This window comes from Niastella koreensis GR20-10 (assembly GCF_000246855.1).
Taxonomy (GTDB): Bacteria; Bacteroidota; Bacteroidia; order Chitinophagales; family Chitinophagaceae; genus Niastella; species Niastella koreensis.
The window spans coordinates 1,911,791-1,928,925 of record NC_016609.1 but is presented as its reverse complement, the minus strand read 5'-3'; the positions used below and the strand labels follow the sequence as shown (position 1 = coordinate 1,928,925).

Sequence of the window (17,135 nt, the reverse complement as noted above, 5' to 3'; positions counted from 1 at the left end):
GGAATTTTTTTTAATGAGTGTTTCAGAGAAGTTCTCAGGGATAACGGATTCCAGTCAACTTTTTAAGCTAAAGGGTAGATACGCGAAATTTTGATCGGGGGTTGGTAAGCAACTATTAAGCCAAATTAGTTTTTTTGCCCATAGGACATGGGACTACCGGGATAGCGCATGCAAAGTAATGTGATAATTTGATAATTAGCAAATGTGATAATGCTTTAGGCAAGCTTCCAGCAATTTTATAGAATTTAGCTTTTCGGAGTGTATTCCATTATCGAATTATCGCATTATCTAATTATTCAAATTCAAGGGTGCCAAAAAACTGGCGTAAATGAAAGTTTGGTTGCGGCCACTCAATATTCGACCAGGATACAAAATGCGGTTCGGGCAACTCATCGCCACATTTATAAAAATTAGCCACGCAATGCTGCCCTTTCAATGATGGCAGGTGATGATAATAAAACGCGGTTACAGGTATCAATAGGGTTAACTCCCACCCTACGGCTTCCCGGTCTTGATCATTGGTGAGAACCGACTTGTATTTTATCTGCTGACTGATATCAGCTGGCAACAACCGGCGGTTCGTTCTATCTTCACCATAACCTATCAACGGCGTACCAATGCAATTGAACTCAAAATTATAGTAGGCGGGTTCATTTTTAAAGCCAATAAAAAACTCCACGCAGCTGTCGTTATACACGGGTGAGTTCAGGGTATAATTAACGGCCCTGATGGTTTTTTCCTTTACAAAGTATTTTATGAATACGGCATCGCTGCTATGTGCTATGGAGAAGTGTACTTCGGGGTGATAAGGATATTCGGCCCAGGGCGCATACACGAGCTGATGCTTTGGCGCTGCATCCAGCACCAATGAGATCTCATGTAATGGAGTATGTTGATCTATGCCACTCAAATAAGGAACACGCAGAAAATTCATACAATAAGGCCGCAGCTTTTTAATAAAAGAAGCACGAAAATTACGCCGTAGGTATGATTTGGAAAACTAAAACTGCGCAACCGTTTGTTTTAAACGCGCTATAAGTTTAGCGTATAACCCATGTTGTTTCAGAAACAGTTACAGGTTCCAGGTTACAAGGGAAAACAATTGCATTGCCCTGTAACCTGAAACCTGCAACACTGGTATATTAAAACCAGCTATAACTTAAATTTTCTTAAACACCACAATCCCATTATGTCCGCCAAAGCCAAAGGTGTTACTCATTGCCACATTCACTTCTTTCTTCAATGGCTCTTTTAATACGATCTGAATGCCAGCGGGTAATTCAGGATCGAGGTCCCGGGTATTGATAGTGGGTGGGATCAAGCCTTCGTTTATACTTGCTATAGAAGCAATAGCTTCAATAGCGCCGGCAGCGCCCAGCAAATGGCCGGTCATTGATTTGGTAGCGCTCAGGTGAACCCGGCCCAGATCATTGCCAAACATTTTTGTGATGGCGTTTATTTCGCTTATGTCACCTACGGGAGTAGATGTTGCGTGCATATTTACATAATCTACCTGGTCCGAAGTCAGGCCTGCATCCTGCAACGCCAGCCGCATACCGTGAAAAGCGCCCAGGCCTTCAGGATGGGTAGCGGTCATATGCCAGGCATCGGCTGTCATGGCTGCACCAGCCACTTCCGCATAGATCTTTGCACCCCGCTGGCGGGCATGTTCATACTCTTCCAGTACCAGGGCGCCGGCCCCCTCGCCCATTACAAATCCATCGCGGTTTACATCAAATGGTCTCGATCCCGTAGCAGGATCATCATTCCGCACCGACATGGCTTTCATGGCACAGAAACCGCCAATGGAGGCTTCCGTTATGGGCGCTTCCGATCCGCCGGTGATAAACACTTTGGCTTTACCCATCCTGATGTAATTCAGCGCATCCATGATAGCGGTATTGGAAGTAGCGCAAGCCGATACTGTAGTATAGTTAATGCCCATTAACCGGTATTTAATGGAGATCATGCCCGAAGCCATGTTGGCAATCAGTTTGGGCACAAAGAATGGGCTGAACCGGGGATTTCTGTCACCCTCAATATATTCGCTCACCTGTTCTTCAAAAGTTTGCATGCCGCCCTGTCCTGATCCCCAGATCACCCCAATATCAAAGGGGTCCATGCTGCTGAAATCGAGGCCGGAATCTTTGATGGCCTCATCGGCCGCCACCAGGGCATATTGGGTGAACAGGTCTGAATTCTTTATTTCTTTTTTATCAAGCAGGGTCTTTACATCGTAATCTTTCAACTCACAGGCAAACTTTGTTCTAAATCGCTCTGCATTAAAACGGGTTATGGGTGCAGCCCCGCTGGTACCCTTCCATAAATTATTTATAAAAGCCTGTACATTGTTGCCGAGGGGCGTCAGCGCGCCCAAACCGGTAATAACCACTCTTTTCATATAAAAACTTTAACCACTTGAAAAAATCAAGTGGCAGCAAAGATACGTCAAACTACTTTATATTTGCAAGTGGTAAAAACAGGAACGATATGCGCTCTGACTGCCCCCTGAATTATGGCATTGAAATCTTTGGTGATAAGTGGTCGTTGCTGATCATCCGCGACCTTATGTTTTTTGGCAAACGGTATTACAACGAGTTCCTGGGTTCTGCCGAAGGCATTGCCACTAACTTACTGGCCGACAGGCTGACTATGCTGGAGAAAGAAAAGATCATTAAAAAAGAAAAAGACAGCCTGCACAAACAACGCTTTGTGTATAGCCTTACCGAAAAAGGCATCGACCTGCTGCCCATTATCCTGAGCATTGGGTTATGGTCGGATAAATATGCTACCATCAAGCTTAATCCCGAGCGGGATATTATAATTGGTTGTGCAAAGAAAGGCCTCCAACAGGGAGTTGCCAAAATGAAAAAGAAATTAACACAGGAACACACCAGCAAGTTGAAAAGTTGACAGGGTTGATAAAGTTAACTTGTCAACTCTATCAACCCTGTCAACCCCATCAACTATTAATACTTCGCCGGTTTGTCACCAGGAATCGCTTTCAAAATAAAATCACGCAAGTGCTGATTGGCCGTAGCCAGGTCTTCCTTTCGCAAATACATCATATGACCGCTGCGGTATCCTTCCCACGACAGGCGGCCTTTTAATTTACCAGCCGCATCTATCTGCCATAAACTGTATTTGGCGTTGAAATAATCACAGGCGCCGTCAAAATAGCCACTCTGTACCAACACATGCAGGAACGGGTTCTCCGCAATAGCCTGACGAAGGTTCTCCCCCGTGTGGTCGTTTGACCGGTCCCAGGGATGTACAGGGCCAAACATATAATACTTTAAGTCGGTCTTATACTTCAACTCATCGCGCAAATACATATTGATGGCAGGGGTAAATGCATGTAACCAGGAGTTGAGTTCCGCATTATAGTCGGGTGTAATACCTGCATCTTTCCGGTCAATTCCCAGGTAGCGGCTATCGAGGCGGCCAATGGTATAGCCTTTATCGCGTAACAATTCTTTCCAGAAGGCTGAAGTAAGTATTTCCAGGTTGTTCTGGATAATAAACTCCTGTGACAAACCCGAATACCGCGACATTTTAGCCGCAATGGCGGTTCTTTCTGCATCCGTTAAGCTACCACCCTTGGCCAATGCGGGTAACAGTTCATTGATCGTAAAAGTCTCTACCTCGGGCAACAGGGCATTGAGGTCTTTGCTTTGCAGATCGGAGGGTAATTTTTTGTGATACCAGGCTGTGGCGGCATAATAAGGCAGGCTTAATGCTGCATCTACAGGGCCATTGCGCTCGATGCCCAGGTCGGTAGGCGAAACCAGGATCACGCCGTTCAAATACATCCACTGGTTATTCTGTAATTCCAGCGCCAGTCCCGATACCCGGGTGGTGCCATAACTTTCACCGATAAGGAATTTAGGCGAAGCCCAGCGTTTGTAGCGGCTTACAAAAGTGCTGATCCAACCGGCGAGGTATTTAATATCGGCGTTCACACCAAAAAATGTAGCGGGTGGAATGTCTTTATCGGCCGGACGGGAAAACCCGGTATTCACCGGATCAACGTACACAATATCGGCCACATCCAGGATGGAATGCGGGTTATCTCTCAGTCCATAGGGTTGAATGGGATAGCCTTCATCATCTATCTTCAGCATCCGCGGTCCTGTATAACCGATCTCCATCCAAACCGACGAAGTGCCGGGACCACCGTTAAAAGAAATTACCAGCGGGCGGGCAGCCAGGTCTTTTACATCTGATCTTTCATAATAGGTATAAAACACACCAGCAAGCGGTTTGCCATTCTCATCCCACACCGGAATAGTACCTGCCGTTGCCGTATAGGGCACACGTTGTCCCTTAATGGTAATGGCATTAGAGGTGGTTACACTGCTGTCGAGCGCCAGGCGGATGGTATTAGCGTTGTTATTTTCGGCCGGTTTTGCCGCTACTTTCGGCGGCATGGGTTCCGTATCGGGCCTTTCGGATCGTCTTTGGGCATGTAGTGATATGGCAATACCTGTGAGGAATGCCAGGAGTAGCAAATTTTTTCTCATGGTTGATGTAGTTGTTCTGATTCAAGTTATCAAATTTAGCCGTTCTGCCGGTAAAAGACCGGGCAAATACACAGGTGGTCAATATGTATGAAGTAGCCGGCTTATACCTTATATTTGAGGCACGTAAACCAGTATACTACATGCAAATACGAACTGTTGCTGAAATGACTGCTGCCGGTACCGCGCCGGAAATCTTATTCTGGGTTGGCTGTTCAGGAAGTTTTGATCAACGGGCGCAAAAGATCACTAAAGCTTTTGCAACCATTCTTACCAAAGTTGGGATCAATTTTGCCGTGTTGGGTAAAGAAGAATGCTGTACCGGAGACCCTGCGCGCCGGGCCGGTAATGAATTTATGTTCCAGATGATGGCCTACCAGAATATTCAAACCCTGAATAACTATGGCATCAAAAAAATAGTAACCGCCTGCCCTCACTGTTTTAACATTCTCAAAAACGAATATCCCGAACTGGGCGGTACTTATGAGGTAATACACCATACCACCTTTTTACAGCAATTAATAGACGAAGGTAAAATAAAATTAAAAGAAGGCGGGGCCTTTAAAGGCAAACGCATCACCTACCACGACAGTTGCTACCTGGGCCGGGCCAATGATATTTACGAGGCGCCGCGCAAGGTACTGGAAGCGCTGGATGCCGAACTGGTTGAAATGAAACGCTGCCGTACCAAAGGTTTGTGCTGTGGGGCCGGTGGCGCACAAATGTTCAAGGAAGAAGAAAAAGGCAACCTGCGCATAAACCAGGAGCGCATACAGGAAGCATTGAGTACCGAATCGAACATTGTAGCATCTGCCTGTCCGTTCTGTAACACCATGCTTACCGATGGCGTGAAATTAAAGGAGAAAGAAGAATCAGTAAAAGTGCTCGATGTGGCCGAACTGGTAGCTGCAAGCATGGAGTAATTACCCGGCCCGGAAACGCTGTTATTTTTTAACAGCGTTGGTGAAATCAATAACAATTCCATTCCTTTTTTCGGGATTAGCCCATGCTGAAAAGGATGGCACTTCTTTTCCTACCAGCGCCCGGTTAAATTTGTAAGCCCTGCTAACGTCGGTAACTTCTTTCAGTTTCTCCCCTGTTTTATAAAAATGGGTGAGATAGCACATGTCTTCGGTGTATTTTCCGGTAAGCCATTCATCCAGATCATATACTTCCAACTTATGCAGGATGAAAATCCCGTAACAGTTGGCCTCCCATTCATATTGCTGTAGTTTTAATAAGGTAGCATCATCGGGTTTCTCATGTAATACCGAACCCAGAGTACGAAGATCGTTGCTTACATTCCATTGAATGGTATGCCCTACCAGGTGCAGCACATTAAAAAGCTCTTCCTCATCATCCAATGCACTGGCAATCCAGATCCTTAACCCATCGAGGTCGCCTTTAAAATAGGGATCCAGCTCTGAGGTGTCAATAATTGATAAGCCTAGCCGGGTTTCGGCATACTGTTGTACTTTTTTTAATACGTCTGTAAATCGCTCGGGAGTAATGGGCATACGCGCAAATAGTTATTTTTGCTATAAAACTGGCTAAATCGAAGCCAATGGGTACTTATTCAACGCCAAAATTAGCCTGAAAATGATAATCAATTGAATAAAAGTTCAGATTTATCGTTTAAGAAAATTATATATTTGGCAGGAACTTAGGTATCATTTCTATCTCCCAAGCATACCCTGTTCAAATTAATGTAAACGGCCTGAAAAAATCCAAGTAAACTTCAACATATAACCCATGTCACTGAAAAAATTCCTGCAACAAAAAGGTTTCATTGAAAAAGAAGAGGAAACTGAAAAAAGCGAAGGCGAGAAAAAGACCAGCAGTTCGGGAAAACAGGATCAGCCACAACAAACGATAGAGCCAACTTATTTTCCTCTTTATGGTGCCGAAACACCAGCTACCAAATCTGCCACCACCGAATCTTCATCACCTGTTGCTGCAGAAAGCGCGGCAGTAAATAATACTGGTGATAACATCGATCCGGCATTCATCAAATTTTTTGAGGATGAAATGGCGAAATCAAATTTCCCGGGCCCTGATTATTTCGAGTTTCGTAAACAGATGCAGGCGATGTACCAGAAGATCGGAAAAGGAACTCCTCCTAACGTTATCCTTCAGGCGGTGTTAACGAGTTTTGAAGCCATGAATGTTCCGTCATCAAGACTGCTGGAAACAGCCAAACAATACAAGGATATCCTTGAAAAGAAAAAGATTGAATTCCTGAGTGGCGCCGCCGGAGAAAAAGAAAAACAGCTTAAAAAAAGACAGGACGCCCTGCAATCACACCAGAATAACCTTAAACAAATGCAGGAGCAGTTGGCGCAACTGCAAAACCAGGAAAAACAACTGCAGGATATGATAAAGCGCGAGCAAACCCAGCTGGAAGTAAACAAAACGCTTGGGAAAGAGAGCATTGAAAAGATTGAACGTGCTGAAAAACAAATAGCTATGGCCCATAATTATATGAACACCGCCATAGACACTGATATTTCGCAGCTGATTTCTACTCATCATTAATTGTGTACGCTGTAATATATTATTACTTTTCGCGACTAACCTCAAAACAACCAACTTTCAAAAAATGAGCAATCTGGTCAAAAGTTCTTCTTCCATCTTTACGCTGGAAACGAATGACGAGAAAAAAATGCGCATGGTAATTACCGCGATAGCTATCATCGCATTCCTGGGCATAGGCTTGTTCTTCCTGCCAAAAATTACACAGATCATTCATAACTGGATCGACTTTGGCATTGCCTTAGTTGAATTGTTCGTGATTGCAGTGGTGATAGGCACCCTGTTTGTAATGCGCAATGTGTTATACAATCTATGGAAAGGTATGGTCAGAAAAATGACCCGCTGGTTAATTAAAACCAACCTTCCCGACATGCTTGAAGTAGTGGTAGCCAACCGCAGGGAAGTGCTTGCCAAATTCAATAGCAGCATTCACAAAATGATGAATGCGATCAGCCTGCACGAAAGGAAAATGGTAGACAGGAAAAAATCCATGCAGGATAATCTCGATTATGCCACACAGTTCAAGAAGCAGGCTGATAATGACAAAGCAGACACGCATGCGAGGGAAAAAGCAGAAGACCAGGCGAAACATTTCGGCCGCGAAGCTGCTGAAGATAGAAAACTGCTGGAAAGCATGCAGGCAGATAAAGAAAAAATGCTTAAAAGCTATAACTTCTTTGATCGTTTGTACAACAACCTTCAAAACAGCACCGAATCGGTAGCCAATACCATCGGCCGTTTGCGCGATCAACTGGAAACTTCAGATACCTGGCGCGAAGCAGCGCAAAGTGCATCGAGCCTCCTGGGTGTATCGGAGTTTGAAACCATCACGCTCGAGGAAACCCGTAACCGCATTGCCGAGAATGAAGCAGAAGTGATGATGATGATCCACGATCATGAAACCCTGCTGATGAAAATGGAAGCCGAAAACGGTATTATGGACGATGCCGGTCAAAAACTGCTGGAGCAATACAGCAATAAGGTAGATGTGTTTGCCTTTATGGACAACAAAGATACAAGCCGTCCATCAGGCGGTGGTGATTCAGGCCTCGATACTTCGTGGTTATCTGCCAACCAGGACCTGCTTAAATAAAAATATTCAAGTTCATAGACATTAATAAACGCTAATTTCTTTTTTTCGATCGTTTAACCCGAATTAAAACAGTCATGGAATTAACACCTAAAGGTCGCCAGACCGTGAAAGCAATTCGTAACCTGGCAATTCTGCTCGCCGTATTGGGAATAGGCTATATAGTTATTAAAAAATTTGGCACATCAAAAGATGGCAAGGTAGCTATTGGCGGAACAAGCAGCGGCAAACCAGATCTGGTACTTGCGTACAACACATTTACCGGAGTTGAAGGTATTGTATTAATGAACGGAGGAATGGACCCCAACGAGAATAGTGATCTGTACAAAAATTTCGGAATCAAGCTCCAGATCAAACAGATGGACGCCGTAAAAGATACAAGAAGCGGTCTGCACGCAGGAGACCTTGATCTTGTTTATTGTACTACCGACGCGCTTCCCGTTGAAATGGGTTCAAGCAGTGAACTGCGTTCAGATGATGTAGTGCAGATCATGCAGGTTAACCAGAGCCATGGCGCGGATGCCGTTGTGGTTCGTAAAGGTATAAACGAAGTGGGCGACCTGAAAGGAAAGAAAATTGCCTACGCAGTTGGTACCGCCTCACATACTTTATTGCTGAATGTACTGGAAACTGCCAACATGAAGATGTCCGATATCGACGGCTACCAGGTGGCAGATGGCGTTGAAGCAGCTACTGCCTTTAAAAACGGGCAATGTGATGCTGCGCTTGTATGGGCGCCCGATGATGAGGATTGCGTAGCGGCTTTACCTGGTGCAAAAGTACTGGTGAGCAGCGCTGTGGCAAGCCAGATCATTGCCGATGGACTTCTGGTAAAGAAAACAGTGCTCGATCAAAAAAGAGCGCTCATTTCAAAACTGGTGAAGGCCTGGTTGCAGGGCAATGCCAGGATCAATACAGATGCCGCTGCTAAAAAAGAAGCGACAGCACTTTTTGCAAAAGGGTTCAAATTCCCCGAAGATGTTGCCGCAAAATCTGCCGACAAAGTATATTTCTCGACGTTAGGTGATAATATAAATTTCTTCGGCCTGAACAGCACCTACACAGGTATGACAGGTGAAAGAATGTATGGAAGAATGGCGGTAAAATATACCGAGATCGGTCTGGCTAAATCGCCTGCTCCCTGGAGAAATGTGTCAGACCCTTCGATTATCCAGGAATTGATGAACGACCAGGATTTTACCAAAGACACCAAACAGGAAGCAGCAAAGGCGGTGGCTTTTCAGGCGCCTACCCAGGAAATGAAAACACAGGAAGCACAAAGCAGCAAGATCGTAAAACTGGAGTTCCCCAGTAATTCGGCCCAGCTTACAGATGATAACGTTGCAACGCTTGACAGGGAAGTAAAAGAATTGATCCAGGGTTTTGAAAAAGCATATGTACGTATAGAAGGTAACACAGATAATACAGGCCAGGCAAAAACCAATGATCGCTTATCGCTCGACAGGGCAAATGCTGTTGTGCACTACCTGGTAAATGAGTATCACCTCGACAAAAACAAGTTTATTGTTATAGGCAACGGGTCAAAAAAACCGGTACCTGGCTGTGAAGATAACCAGGATGAAGCCTGCAAGGCCCGCAACCGCCGCACAGAATTCCAGTTTATCTGGAAAAAGTCTGACGCAACGGCAGCCCAATAACAAAACTCATTGTATCATAACTGCCGGGTTCGACAGCGAACCCGGAGTTATATAACTGTCTATTTATGTCAAACAGCCCGGAAAATAAACAGCTGATAGCGCTGAAAAAATTCCTGAAAGAAAATCTTTCACTGGTGCAATTACTGGGATGGTTGATCATTTTCGTGATCTGGTACCTGATCACAAATTTTGGCCTTATCAATACCCACGTATTACCCACTCCTCAAAAAACGCTAAATGCCCTGAGCGAGATGAGTAAAGAGGATCATCTTGGTGACAACATCCTCTTTTCTGTTCGCATCAACCTGATAGGTTATCTAAAATGTATTGTAGGCGCCATTGTTTTTGGGTTCGCCATTGGCCTGAACCCAACTTTAAGAAAAATGTTCAGTCACCAGATCAATGCACTCCGTTTTGTACCTATCACAGCCATGATGGGGATCTTCATAGCGATAAGTGGATTGACCTTAGCTACCAAGATCAATTTCCTTGCTTTTGGTATCTGGGTATACCTGGTGCCGGTGGTGGTTCAAAGGATCGATGAAGTATCTAACACGCACCTGCAAATGATGAAAACCCTGGGCGCCTCTGCATGGCAAACCCTCGTGCATGTACAATGGAGATCGGTGATCGCACGCCTGTCCGATGACATCCGGATCCTGGTAGGCATCAGCTGGACGTATATCATCGTTGCAGAGCTGGCCGGTATTCAGGGTGGACTGGGCAGTCTTATCTTCCTGGGTGAAAGACAGAGCAACGTAGGAAAGGTGTATGCCGTGATTTTTATAATAGTTGCTATTGGCATTATCCAGGACCTTATATTCAAGATCATAGACAGAATATTATTCAAATTCAAATACCAATAGTATGGCCGAGCCCAATGGTCTTCCCCCTATACTGGAACTTCGTGGTATCCATCAATCATATTTTGACGACAAAAAGCAATCTGATTTTGTTGTATTCAACGACTTCAACCTGGCAATAGAAGATTATGTGAACCTTGGTCAGTTTGTAGTGATAATGGGTAAATCGGGCTGTGGAAAGTCTACCTTACTCCGCTACTGGTCGGGCCTGCAAAAACCAACCGCAGGCGAAGTGTATATAGGCGGTAAACCTATCAGCGACAAGCAGAGCATCCCCATGGTGTTTCAGCAATATTCTTCCCTTGAGTGGTACACCGTACTTGAAAATGTAGCACTACCGCTTACATTGAAAGGCGTATCAAAAAAGGAAGCGCATGAGAAAGCCATGCACATGATCCAGGTGGTTGGGTTGGAAGGGCATGAAAACAAATTTGCCAAAACACCACAATTATCCGGCGGACAATTACAGCGTGTGGCCATTGCCAGAAGTCTTGTAGCCAACCCAGGCATGTTGCTGCTCGACGAGCCATTTGGCGCGCTGGATGGGTTTACAAGGGCTAAAATGCAATTCTTTTTACTGGATCTGTTCCAGAAAAGTGAAGTGGCCGACCTCAACCCAACCGTAGTGCTTGTTACCCACGATCCACGTGAAGCGGTGTTGCTTGGGAACGACATCTACATTATGGATGCCAACCCTGGCCGGGTTATAAAACACCTGCGACCCGAATTACCCAAAGAAAGAGACAGGGCTATCCGCAAAGACCCGCGCTTTATTGAGATTGTAGCGTATGTAGAAGATGTAATGGAAGGAAATATTCAATAATCCCTCAGGATTAAAATAACATCATAATACAAATGCCATCTGTCGGTTGACGGGTGGCATTTGTATTACAGGCGTACAGCTATGTATCAAAAATGAACACATACATGTAACACAAGTTGCTATTGCCCTGTAAATCAACATCTTTCAGCCTGGCACATGGATGGCGGCTGATAGCGAAAGCGATTTTTCATGCTCATTAACTTCTTTAAAACAGCCCTCCGTAATTTCTGGCGGAACAAGACATATAGTTTTCTGAACATATTTGGCCTGTCGGTAGGTATTGCCTGCGCAGCCCTTATCTTTTTATGGGTGGAGAATGAATTGAGTTATGACAACTTTAATAAAAAGAAAGACCGCTTATTCTATATCCGGGAGAACCAGAAGTACGATACCTATACGGCTACATTTGGGAGCACGCCCGGTTTAATGGGGCCGGCCATACAGGCTGAAATCCCGGGTATTGCCAATACCTGCCGTACCTCAGAAGGAAGTATGCAGTATCTCGTTACTATTGGCGATAAGTCGATGTATTCGAGTGGCCAGTTTGCCGAACCTTCTTTATTCACCATGTTCACCCTGCCCTTTGTGCAGGGCAATGCAGCAACAGCTTTTAATCAATTATACTCCATTGTTATTACAGAAAAGGCTGCCAGAAAATTTTTCGGCGATGATAACAACATCCTGGGCAGAACCGTTCGCCTGAACAGCCACCATGATTATGTAGTGAGCGGTGTACTGAAAGACATTCCTGAAAACAGTACCCTGCAATTTGAATGGGTGGCTCCTTTTGAGATAATTTTTAATGAAAGAAAATGGTTATTGAATTGGGGTAATAATTCCATAAGCACCTATGTTGAATTGAAACCTGGTGTTGCGGCTGCATCTGTAAATAAGATCCTTTACAATTTTATTCAAAAAAGAGAACCCAAATCAATAGCCCGCCCCTTTTTATTTCCCATGAAGGATTGGCGGCTGCGCGATAAGTTTGACAATGGCGTTCAAACCGGCGGCGGCCGTATTGAATACGTTCGCTTGTTTTCCGTTATTGCAGGCATCATTCTGTTAATAGCCTGCATCAATTTCATGAACCTTTCTACTGCCCGAAGTGAGAAAAGAGCCAAAGAAGTAGGCATCAGAAAAGTGTTGGGTAGCGGCAACAGAGACCTTATTTTTCAATTCCTGGGCGAAGCCCTGGTGATGTCTTTACTGGCGGGTTTGATTGCCCTGCTCATTATTACGCTTACCCTGCCTGCGTTTAATTTGCTGGTGCAGAAAAACCTGCACTTAAGTATTGGCAGTCCTGCACATATCCTGGCCTTGCTGTCCATTATATTGACCTGTGGATTGTTATCCGGCAGTTATCCATCTTTCTATTTGTCTTTTTTCAACCCCATATTTGTTTTAAAAGGCATCAAACAAAAAGCAGGCAGCGCTGAGTTTATCAGAAAAGGATTGGTGGTATTGCAATTTTCCACTTCCATCATCCTGATCATAAGCACCATCATCATTTTTCAACAGATCCAGCATGTAAAAAGCAGGAACCTGGGTTTCGATAAAAATAACCTGCTGCAAACAGATGTGGTGGGCGACGTAGCCAAAAACTACACTGCCATTAAACAGGACCTGCTCACTACCGGCCTGATTGAAAATGTTGCCCTGACCGATCATGTTACCATGTACGGAGGCAACAATACCAATGGCCTCACCTGGGAAGGCAAACCGGCATCTGCAATGATCTTAATTTCCACCCGGTATGTAAGTCCCGAATTCTTTCAAACCTCAGGAATTAACCTGATGGAAGGAAGAGACCTGACCATATCTGATTCCATGGCGAACAAAACAATAAATGTTGTTATTACACAGTCATTGGAAAAGCTGATGGGTAAAGGCAGCGCATTGGGTAAAAGAATTTGGTACGAGGGTAATACAGATGGCGAAGGCGCCCAGGTCATAGGCGTGGTGAATGATTATGTGTATAACGACATGTACGGTAAGTCTGATCCGGTAATGTTTTTTTATACCGAGCCCAAAAATACTTCACAAATGTATGTGCGGTTTAAACCGCAGGCCGATCTTGAAAAAGCATTGGCCAAAGTTGAAACGACCCTGAAAAAATACAATCCCGCCTATCCTTTCTCTTACCAGTTTGTTGACGATCAGTTCAACAAAATGTTTATGAGTGAAGAACTGATAAGCAAACTGTCAAGGACATTTGCCATCCTGGCTATTTTTATTTCCTGTTTGGGTTTGTTTGCGCTGGCTTCGTATGCCACTGAACGGCGAACAAAAGAGATTGGCGTAAGAAAAGTATTGGGAGCTTCCATTACCAGCATCACTACCCTGTTATCGAAAGATTTTCTGAAACTGGTGGTAGTGTCCTGCCTGGTGGCGTTTCCCCTGGCCTGGTGGGTAATGCATACCTGGCTGCAGGATTATCAATACCGGATCACCATAAGCTGGTGGATCTTTCCCATAGCTGGTATGGTAGCCATTTTAATTGCCATACTTACAATCAGTTTTCAATCTGTAAAAGCGGCTATTGCCAACCCGGTAAAGAGTTTGAGAACGGAGTAGCGATTATAATGACTTTTAAAATACAAAGCGGCATCCACTAACAAATGGATGCCGCTTTTATTAAAAGAAGTTTAATTCTTAAAACACATTATACCCAAAGCTCACATAGTACAAACCACCTACGCTTGGGTTGCCAAAGGCAGTGGTATAGTATTTATTCAACAGATTAGTGGCGCCGAGTTTGATCATACTTTTGATCTTTGGCAGGCGATAGTTAACCTGGCCATCCAATGAACTGAATGAGGCTACCTGGCCAGTACCAAAGGTTCCTTCCCACAGCATTTCATCCTGCCAGCGATACAGGATGTTGAAGCCCCAGTTTGAATTATTTACCTTTTCATTACCGAATGAAACGTTGTAACGCACTTTAGGCGTATTGAAGAAGGTTACCAGGCCCGATTCTACATTATGCAACTGGTCGCCTGAAACGTTCACACCCACCTGATAGCCTTTTGCCAGGTTATAATTCACACTCACTCCCCAACCTATTGCATTTACTGTATTTTTTGAATTGTAAATAAACGAATAGTTATCGGTGGTAAACGGACTTAATAGCTTTGTTTGATCTGTACTTGCGTTTTGTGGCCTTCCCACTGCCTGACGGCCCAGGAAGTCCTTATACTGGCTGTAATAGCCATACGCATCTATTAACAGGTCTTTGGTGATTAAGCCGCGGTAACCTATTTCATACGAGTTGGCTATTTCCGGCTTCAGGGTTCCAAAATCGGCCACTACCAGGTCATTTGGATTTGCGGTCGTTCTGTATTTGGTTATACTCTCAGCTGTATACGCCGGACTGTTATCGAAGTGATAGAACGTATAAAAATCCGGCAGTCCGCCTATGAGCACACTGGCCGGTGTTCTCAGGTTGATCCATTGATCTTGTGTGGAAGGAAAACGATACGCCTGCTGATACGATAGGCGGAAACTGTTGTCTTTTGCCACTTTTATCAGGGCAGTAGCCCGCGGGGTAAATCGCCCATTGAAGTTTTCATTCTTATCGTAACGGCCCGAAACCGTTAATTTCAACAGATCGTCAACCACCCATTTAGATACCTGTGCGTAGCCGCCTACTTCACTAATATTAATGCGTCCAGCGGTATCAGCAAAGATGGTCCCATGGGAGTTTAATGAATACAACCGGTAGTTGGCGCCTACCAGTACTTCGGCCCATTTTATTTTGTCGCTGAAATTGTACTGTCCTTCAAAATGGTACATGTCGCTTGCATCCATAAATCTGGCGCCACCCTCTTTTATTGACATGCTCTTTGCTTTATCAAAAGCAGCCTGATATTCTGGAGTGCCAGGCATTAAAGCGCCCATCTGTGCTGTTTCTCTGGCTTTGGTATGAGCCGCATCAGCAGTTGCACCGCCAAAACGCTGTGTAGTATATGTAGCAAGGTATTGATTGAACCAGTCGGCATCAGCTTTCCAGGCCCGGTTAATAGCCACAGCTGCTGTAGTAGCAGTATAGGCATCACCTGAATTTTCCTGGATGGTATAGCCGCGTACAAACCAGTTCTTGCCTTTAAATTCCAACTTATATTGACCCATTTTCAGGTTCTTGATGCTATAGCGGTCTGCGCCGGTATACACGGTGGTACCGGTTCCCCAGTTACCGGCTACTATAGCCTCTACATTGTCATTAAATTTATAGCGCAGTTCGCCAGACAGTTTTACGTTATAGGCATTATAATCCACCAGGTCTTTTTCATTGTACCCCGAACGGCTTACATTTTGATTATACCAACCATTCGCCAGTCCGTTTGCCAATGCATAATAAGTGGAATAAGCCGGATGGGTAGCATAATAACCAACAATTTCCTGTTGGGTTGGAGGCCTGCCTAACGCACCAGCCAGAGTGGTTGCGACACCAGGAAGTGTGGTATTTGTAGGGCCAAATATACCCGCCTGCGCCAGTGAAGCCAAATTGGCACTGGCTTCATCACCAAACACATTCACCCCATCGTAATTGGGGTCTGAGGTACGATCGCCTGGTTTCAATTCACTGAACACGTTATTCCTGTTCAGGTTACGGTAATCGGTAGCCTGCCAGTCCTGGGCTTTTATAAACTGGCCCGAAACCCTGAAGGCTAATTTGTCATTGATCTTTTTTGCATAGCGAAGGGCCCAATCGTAATACGGTGTGGCATTGTCCTGGGCGGGATCGTTAAAATGCATAAATCCCTGTTTCACCTGGAAGCTTAGCCCCTGGTATTTGAAGGGATCTTTACTGGTCATTAACAACGTTCCGTTCATCCCCCCTGAACCATACAGGGCTGAAGAAGCGCCCTGTAACAATTCTACGTTGTCAACATCCAGTTCTGTTTGGCCAACAATATTACCCACGCTAAAATTCAAACCAGGGGCCTGGTTATCCATTCCATCAACCAGCTGGTTAAACCGGAGATTACCACTGCCGTTAAAACCGCGGGTGCTGATGGTACGAAAAGTTAAACTGGATGTTGTAAGATCAACACCTTTCAGGTTAGCTATCCCATCATAATAGTTTGGAGCAGCTGAGGCCCGTATGGCCCCAACATTCATGCGTTCAATCGACACTGGCGATTCCAGTATGCGTTCAGGAACGCGGCTGGCCGAAACAACCACCTCGGCTCCTAAACTGGTCCCAGGTTCAAGGTCTACATCGATGGCCCCGGCACTGGATACCGGAACATCTTTTGACGCAAAGCCTACTGAAGAAACTACAAGGGTGAGGGGCAAGGCATGGGAGGTGGTGAGCTTGAAACTTCCTTTGTCATTGGTAAAGGTTCCGGCATTGGAGCCTTTGATAGAAACCGTGGCAAAAGGAATTATTTCTTTGTTTGTACTATTTCGTACGGTCCCGGAAATAGTGGTTTGTGAGCTGGCAGCAATCGTAATCAATAAGAGCAAGGATAAAGCTGCCAGGCAACGAGAGCATCTACTCATAGCATGGAGTTTTTATGGTTATCAAGCAAAATACGACTTGTAATTTTTAACAGAAAATTTTATTTAATCACATCTTCTTGATTTTGTTGATATTTCGGGAATTCTTTTTTTTTATGATATTGTGTACCTCCGGTATCTTCGGCC

Annotated in this window: 13 protein-coding genes; 8 read left to right on the top strand and 5 right to left on the bottom strand. The window is 44.8% G+C overall.

Annotated elements, in window-relative coordinates; all coding sequences use genetic code 11:
* Positions 1-292 precede the first annotated feature (292 nt).
* Together NIAKO_RS07665 and fabF are read right to left on the bottom strand one after the other, a co-directional pair.
* Positions 293-934 carry a carbohydrate-binding family 9-like protein gene (locus NIAKO_RS07665; RefSeq protein ID WP_014217843.1) on the bottom strand — a complete coding sequence of 214 codons (642 nt, stop codon included), beginning with the start codon at positions 932-934 and terminating at the stop codon, positions 293-295.
* Positions 935-1,159: 225 nt separating this feature from the next.
* Positions 1,160-2,401 (bottom strand): beta-ketoacyl-ACP synthase II, encoded by a 1,242-nt coding sequence (fabF, locus tag NIAKO_RS07660; RefSeq protein ID WP_014217842.1) that lies wholly within the window; start codon positions 2,399-2,401, stop codon positions 1,160-1,162.
* Between the two features lie 17 nt (positions 2,402-2,418).
* On the opposite strand from fabF, the gene NIAKO_RS07655 reads away from it, so the two are divergent.
* Positions 2,419-2,913, top strand: coding sequence for a winged helix-turn-helix transcriptional regulator (locus NIAKO_RS07655; protein ID WP_014217841.1), 495 nt, complete (start codon positions 2,419-2,421; stop codon positions 2,911-2,913).
* A gap of 56 nt (positions 2,914-2,969) precedes the next feature.
* Here the strand turns inward: NIAKO_RS07655 and NIAKO_RS07650 are convergent, their stop codons facing one another.
* Positions 2,970-4,523 (bottom strand): S10 family peptidase, encoded by a 1,554-nt coding sequence (locus NIAKO_RS07650; protein ID WP_014217840.1) that lies wholly within the window; start codon positions 4,521-4,523, stop codon positions 2,970-2,972.
* Positions 4,524-4,663: 140 nt separating this feature from the next.
* Here NIAKO_RS07650 and NIAKO_RS07645 point away from each other — a divergent pair, with 140 nt between their 5' ends.
* Positions 4,664-5,443: a (Fe-S)-binding protein gene (locus NIAKO_RS07645; RefSeq protein WP_014217839.1), complete on the top strand. Its 780-nt coding sequence runs from the start codon at positions 4,664-4,666 to the stop codon at positions 5,441-5,443.
* 21 nt (positions 5,444-5,464) lie between these two features.
* Here NIAKO_RS07645 and NIAKO_RS07640 read toward each other — a convergent pair whose 3' ends face one another.
* Positions 5,465-6,037, bottom strand: coding sequence for a hypothetical protein (locus NIAKO_RS07640; protein ID WP_014217838.1), 573 nt, complete (start codon positions 6,035-6,037; stop codon positions 5,465-5,467).
* A 235-nt stretch (positions 6,038-6,272) separates the two neighbouring features.
* Between NIAKO_RS07640 and NIAKO_RS36495 the strand changes: the two genes are divergently transcribed.
* The 6 genes from NIAKO_RS36495 to NIAKO_RS07610 all read left to right on the top strand — a co-directional run bounded on the left by NIAKO_RS36495 (position 6,273) and on the right by NIAKO_RS07610 (position 14,060).
* Positions 6,273-7,055: a hypothetical protein gene (locus NIAKO_RS36495; RefSeq protein WP_014217837.1), complete on the top strand. Its 783-nt coding sequence runs from the start codon at positions 6,273-6,275 to the stop codon at positions 7,053-7,055.
* A 64-nt stretch (positions 7,056-7,119) separates the two neighbouring features.
* Complete coding sequence (locus NIAKO_RS07630; protein ID WP_014217836.1) at positions 7,120-8,145, top strand: hypothetical protein; 1,026 nt, start codon at positions 7,120-7,122, stop codon at positions 8,143-8,145.
* A 74-nt stretch (positions 8,146-8,219) separates the two neighbouring features.
* Positions 8,220-9,800 carry a phosphate ABC transporter substrate-binding/OmpA family protein gene (locus tag NIAKO_RS07625; RefSeq protein ID WP_014217835.1) on the top strand — a complete coding sequence of 527 codons (1,581 nt, stop codon included), beginning with the start codon at positions 8,220-8,222 and terminating at the stop codon, positions 9,798-9,800.
* Positions 9,801-9,865: 65 nt separating this feature from the next.
* Positions 9,866-10,666 (top strand): ABC transporter permease, encoded by an 801-nt coding sequence (locus NIAKO_RS07620; protein ID WP_014217834.1) that lies wholly within the window; start codon positions 9,866-9,868, stop codon positions 10,664-10,666.
* A gap of 1 nt (position 10,667) precedes the next feature.
* The gene (locus tag NIAKO_RS07615; RefSeq protein WP_014217833.1) at positions 10,668-11,486 is read left to right on the top strand and encodes an ABC transporter ATP-binding protein; all 819 of its coding nucleotides are present in this window, start codon (positions 10,668-10,670) and stop codon (positions 11,484-11,486) included.
* Positions 11,487-11,675: 189 nt separating this feature from the next.
* Complete coding sequence (locus NIAKO_RS07610) at positions 11,676-14,060, top strand: ABC transporter permease (RefSeq protein ID WP_014217832.1); 2,385 nt, start codon at positions 11,676-11,678, stop codon at positions 14,058-14,060.
* A 78-nt stretch (positions 14,061-14,138) separates the two neighbouring features.
* On the opposite strand, the gene NIAKO_RS07605 is transcribed toward NIAKO_RS07610, so the two are convergent.
* The gene (locus tag NIAKO_RS07605) at positions 14,139-16,991 is read right to left on the bottom strand and encodes a TonB-dependent receptor (RefSeq protein WP_014217831.1); all 2,853 of its coding nucleotides are present in this window, start codon (positions 16,989-16,991) and stop codon (positions 14,139-14,141) included.
* Positions 16,992-17,135 lie beyond the last annotated feature (144 nt).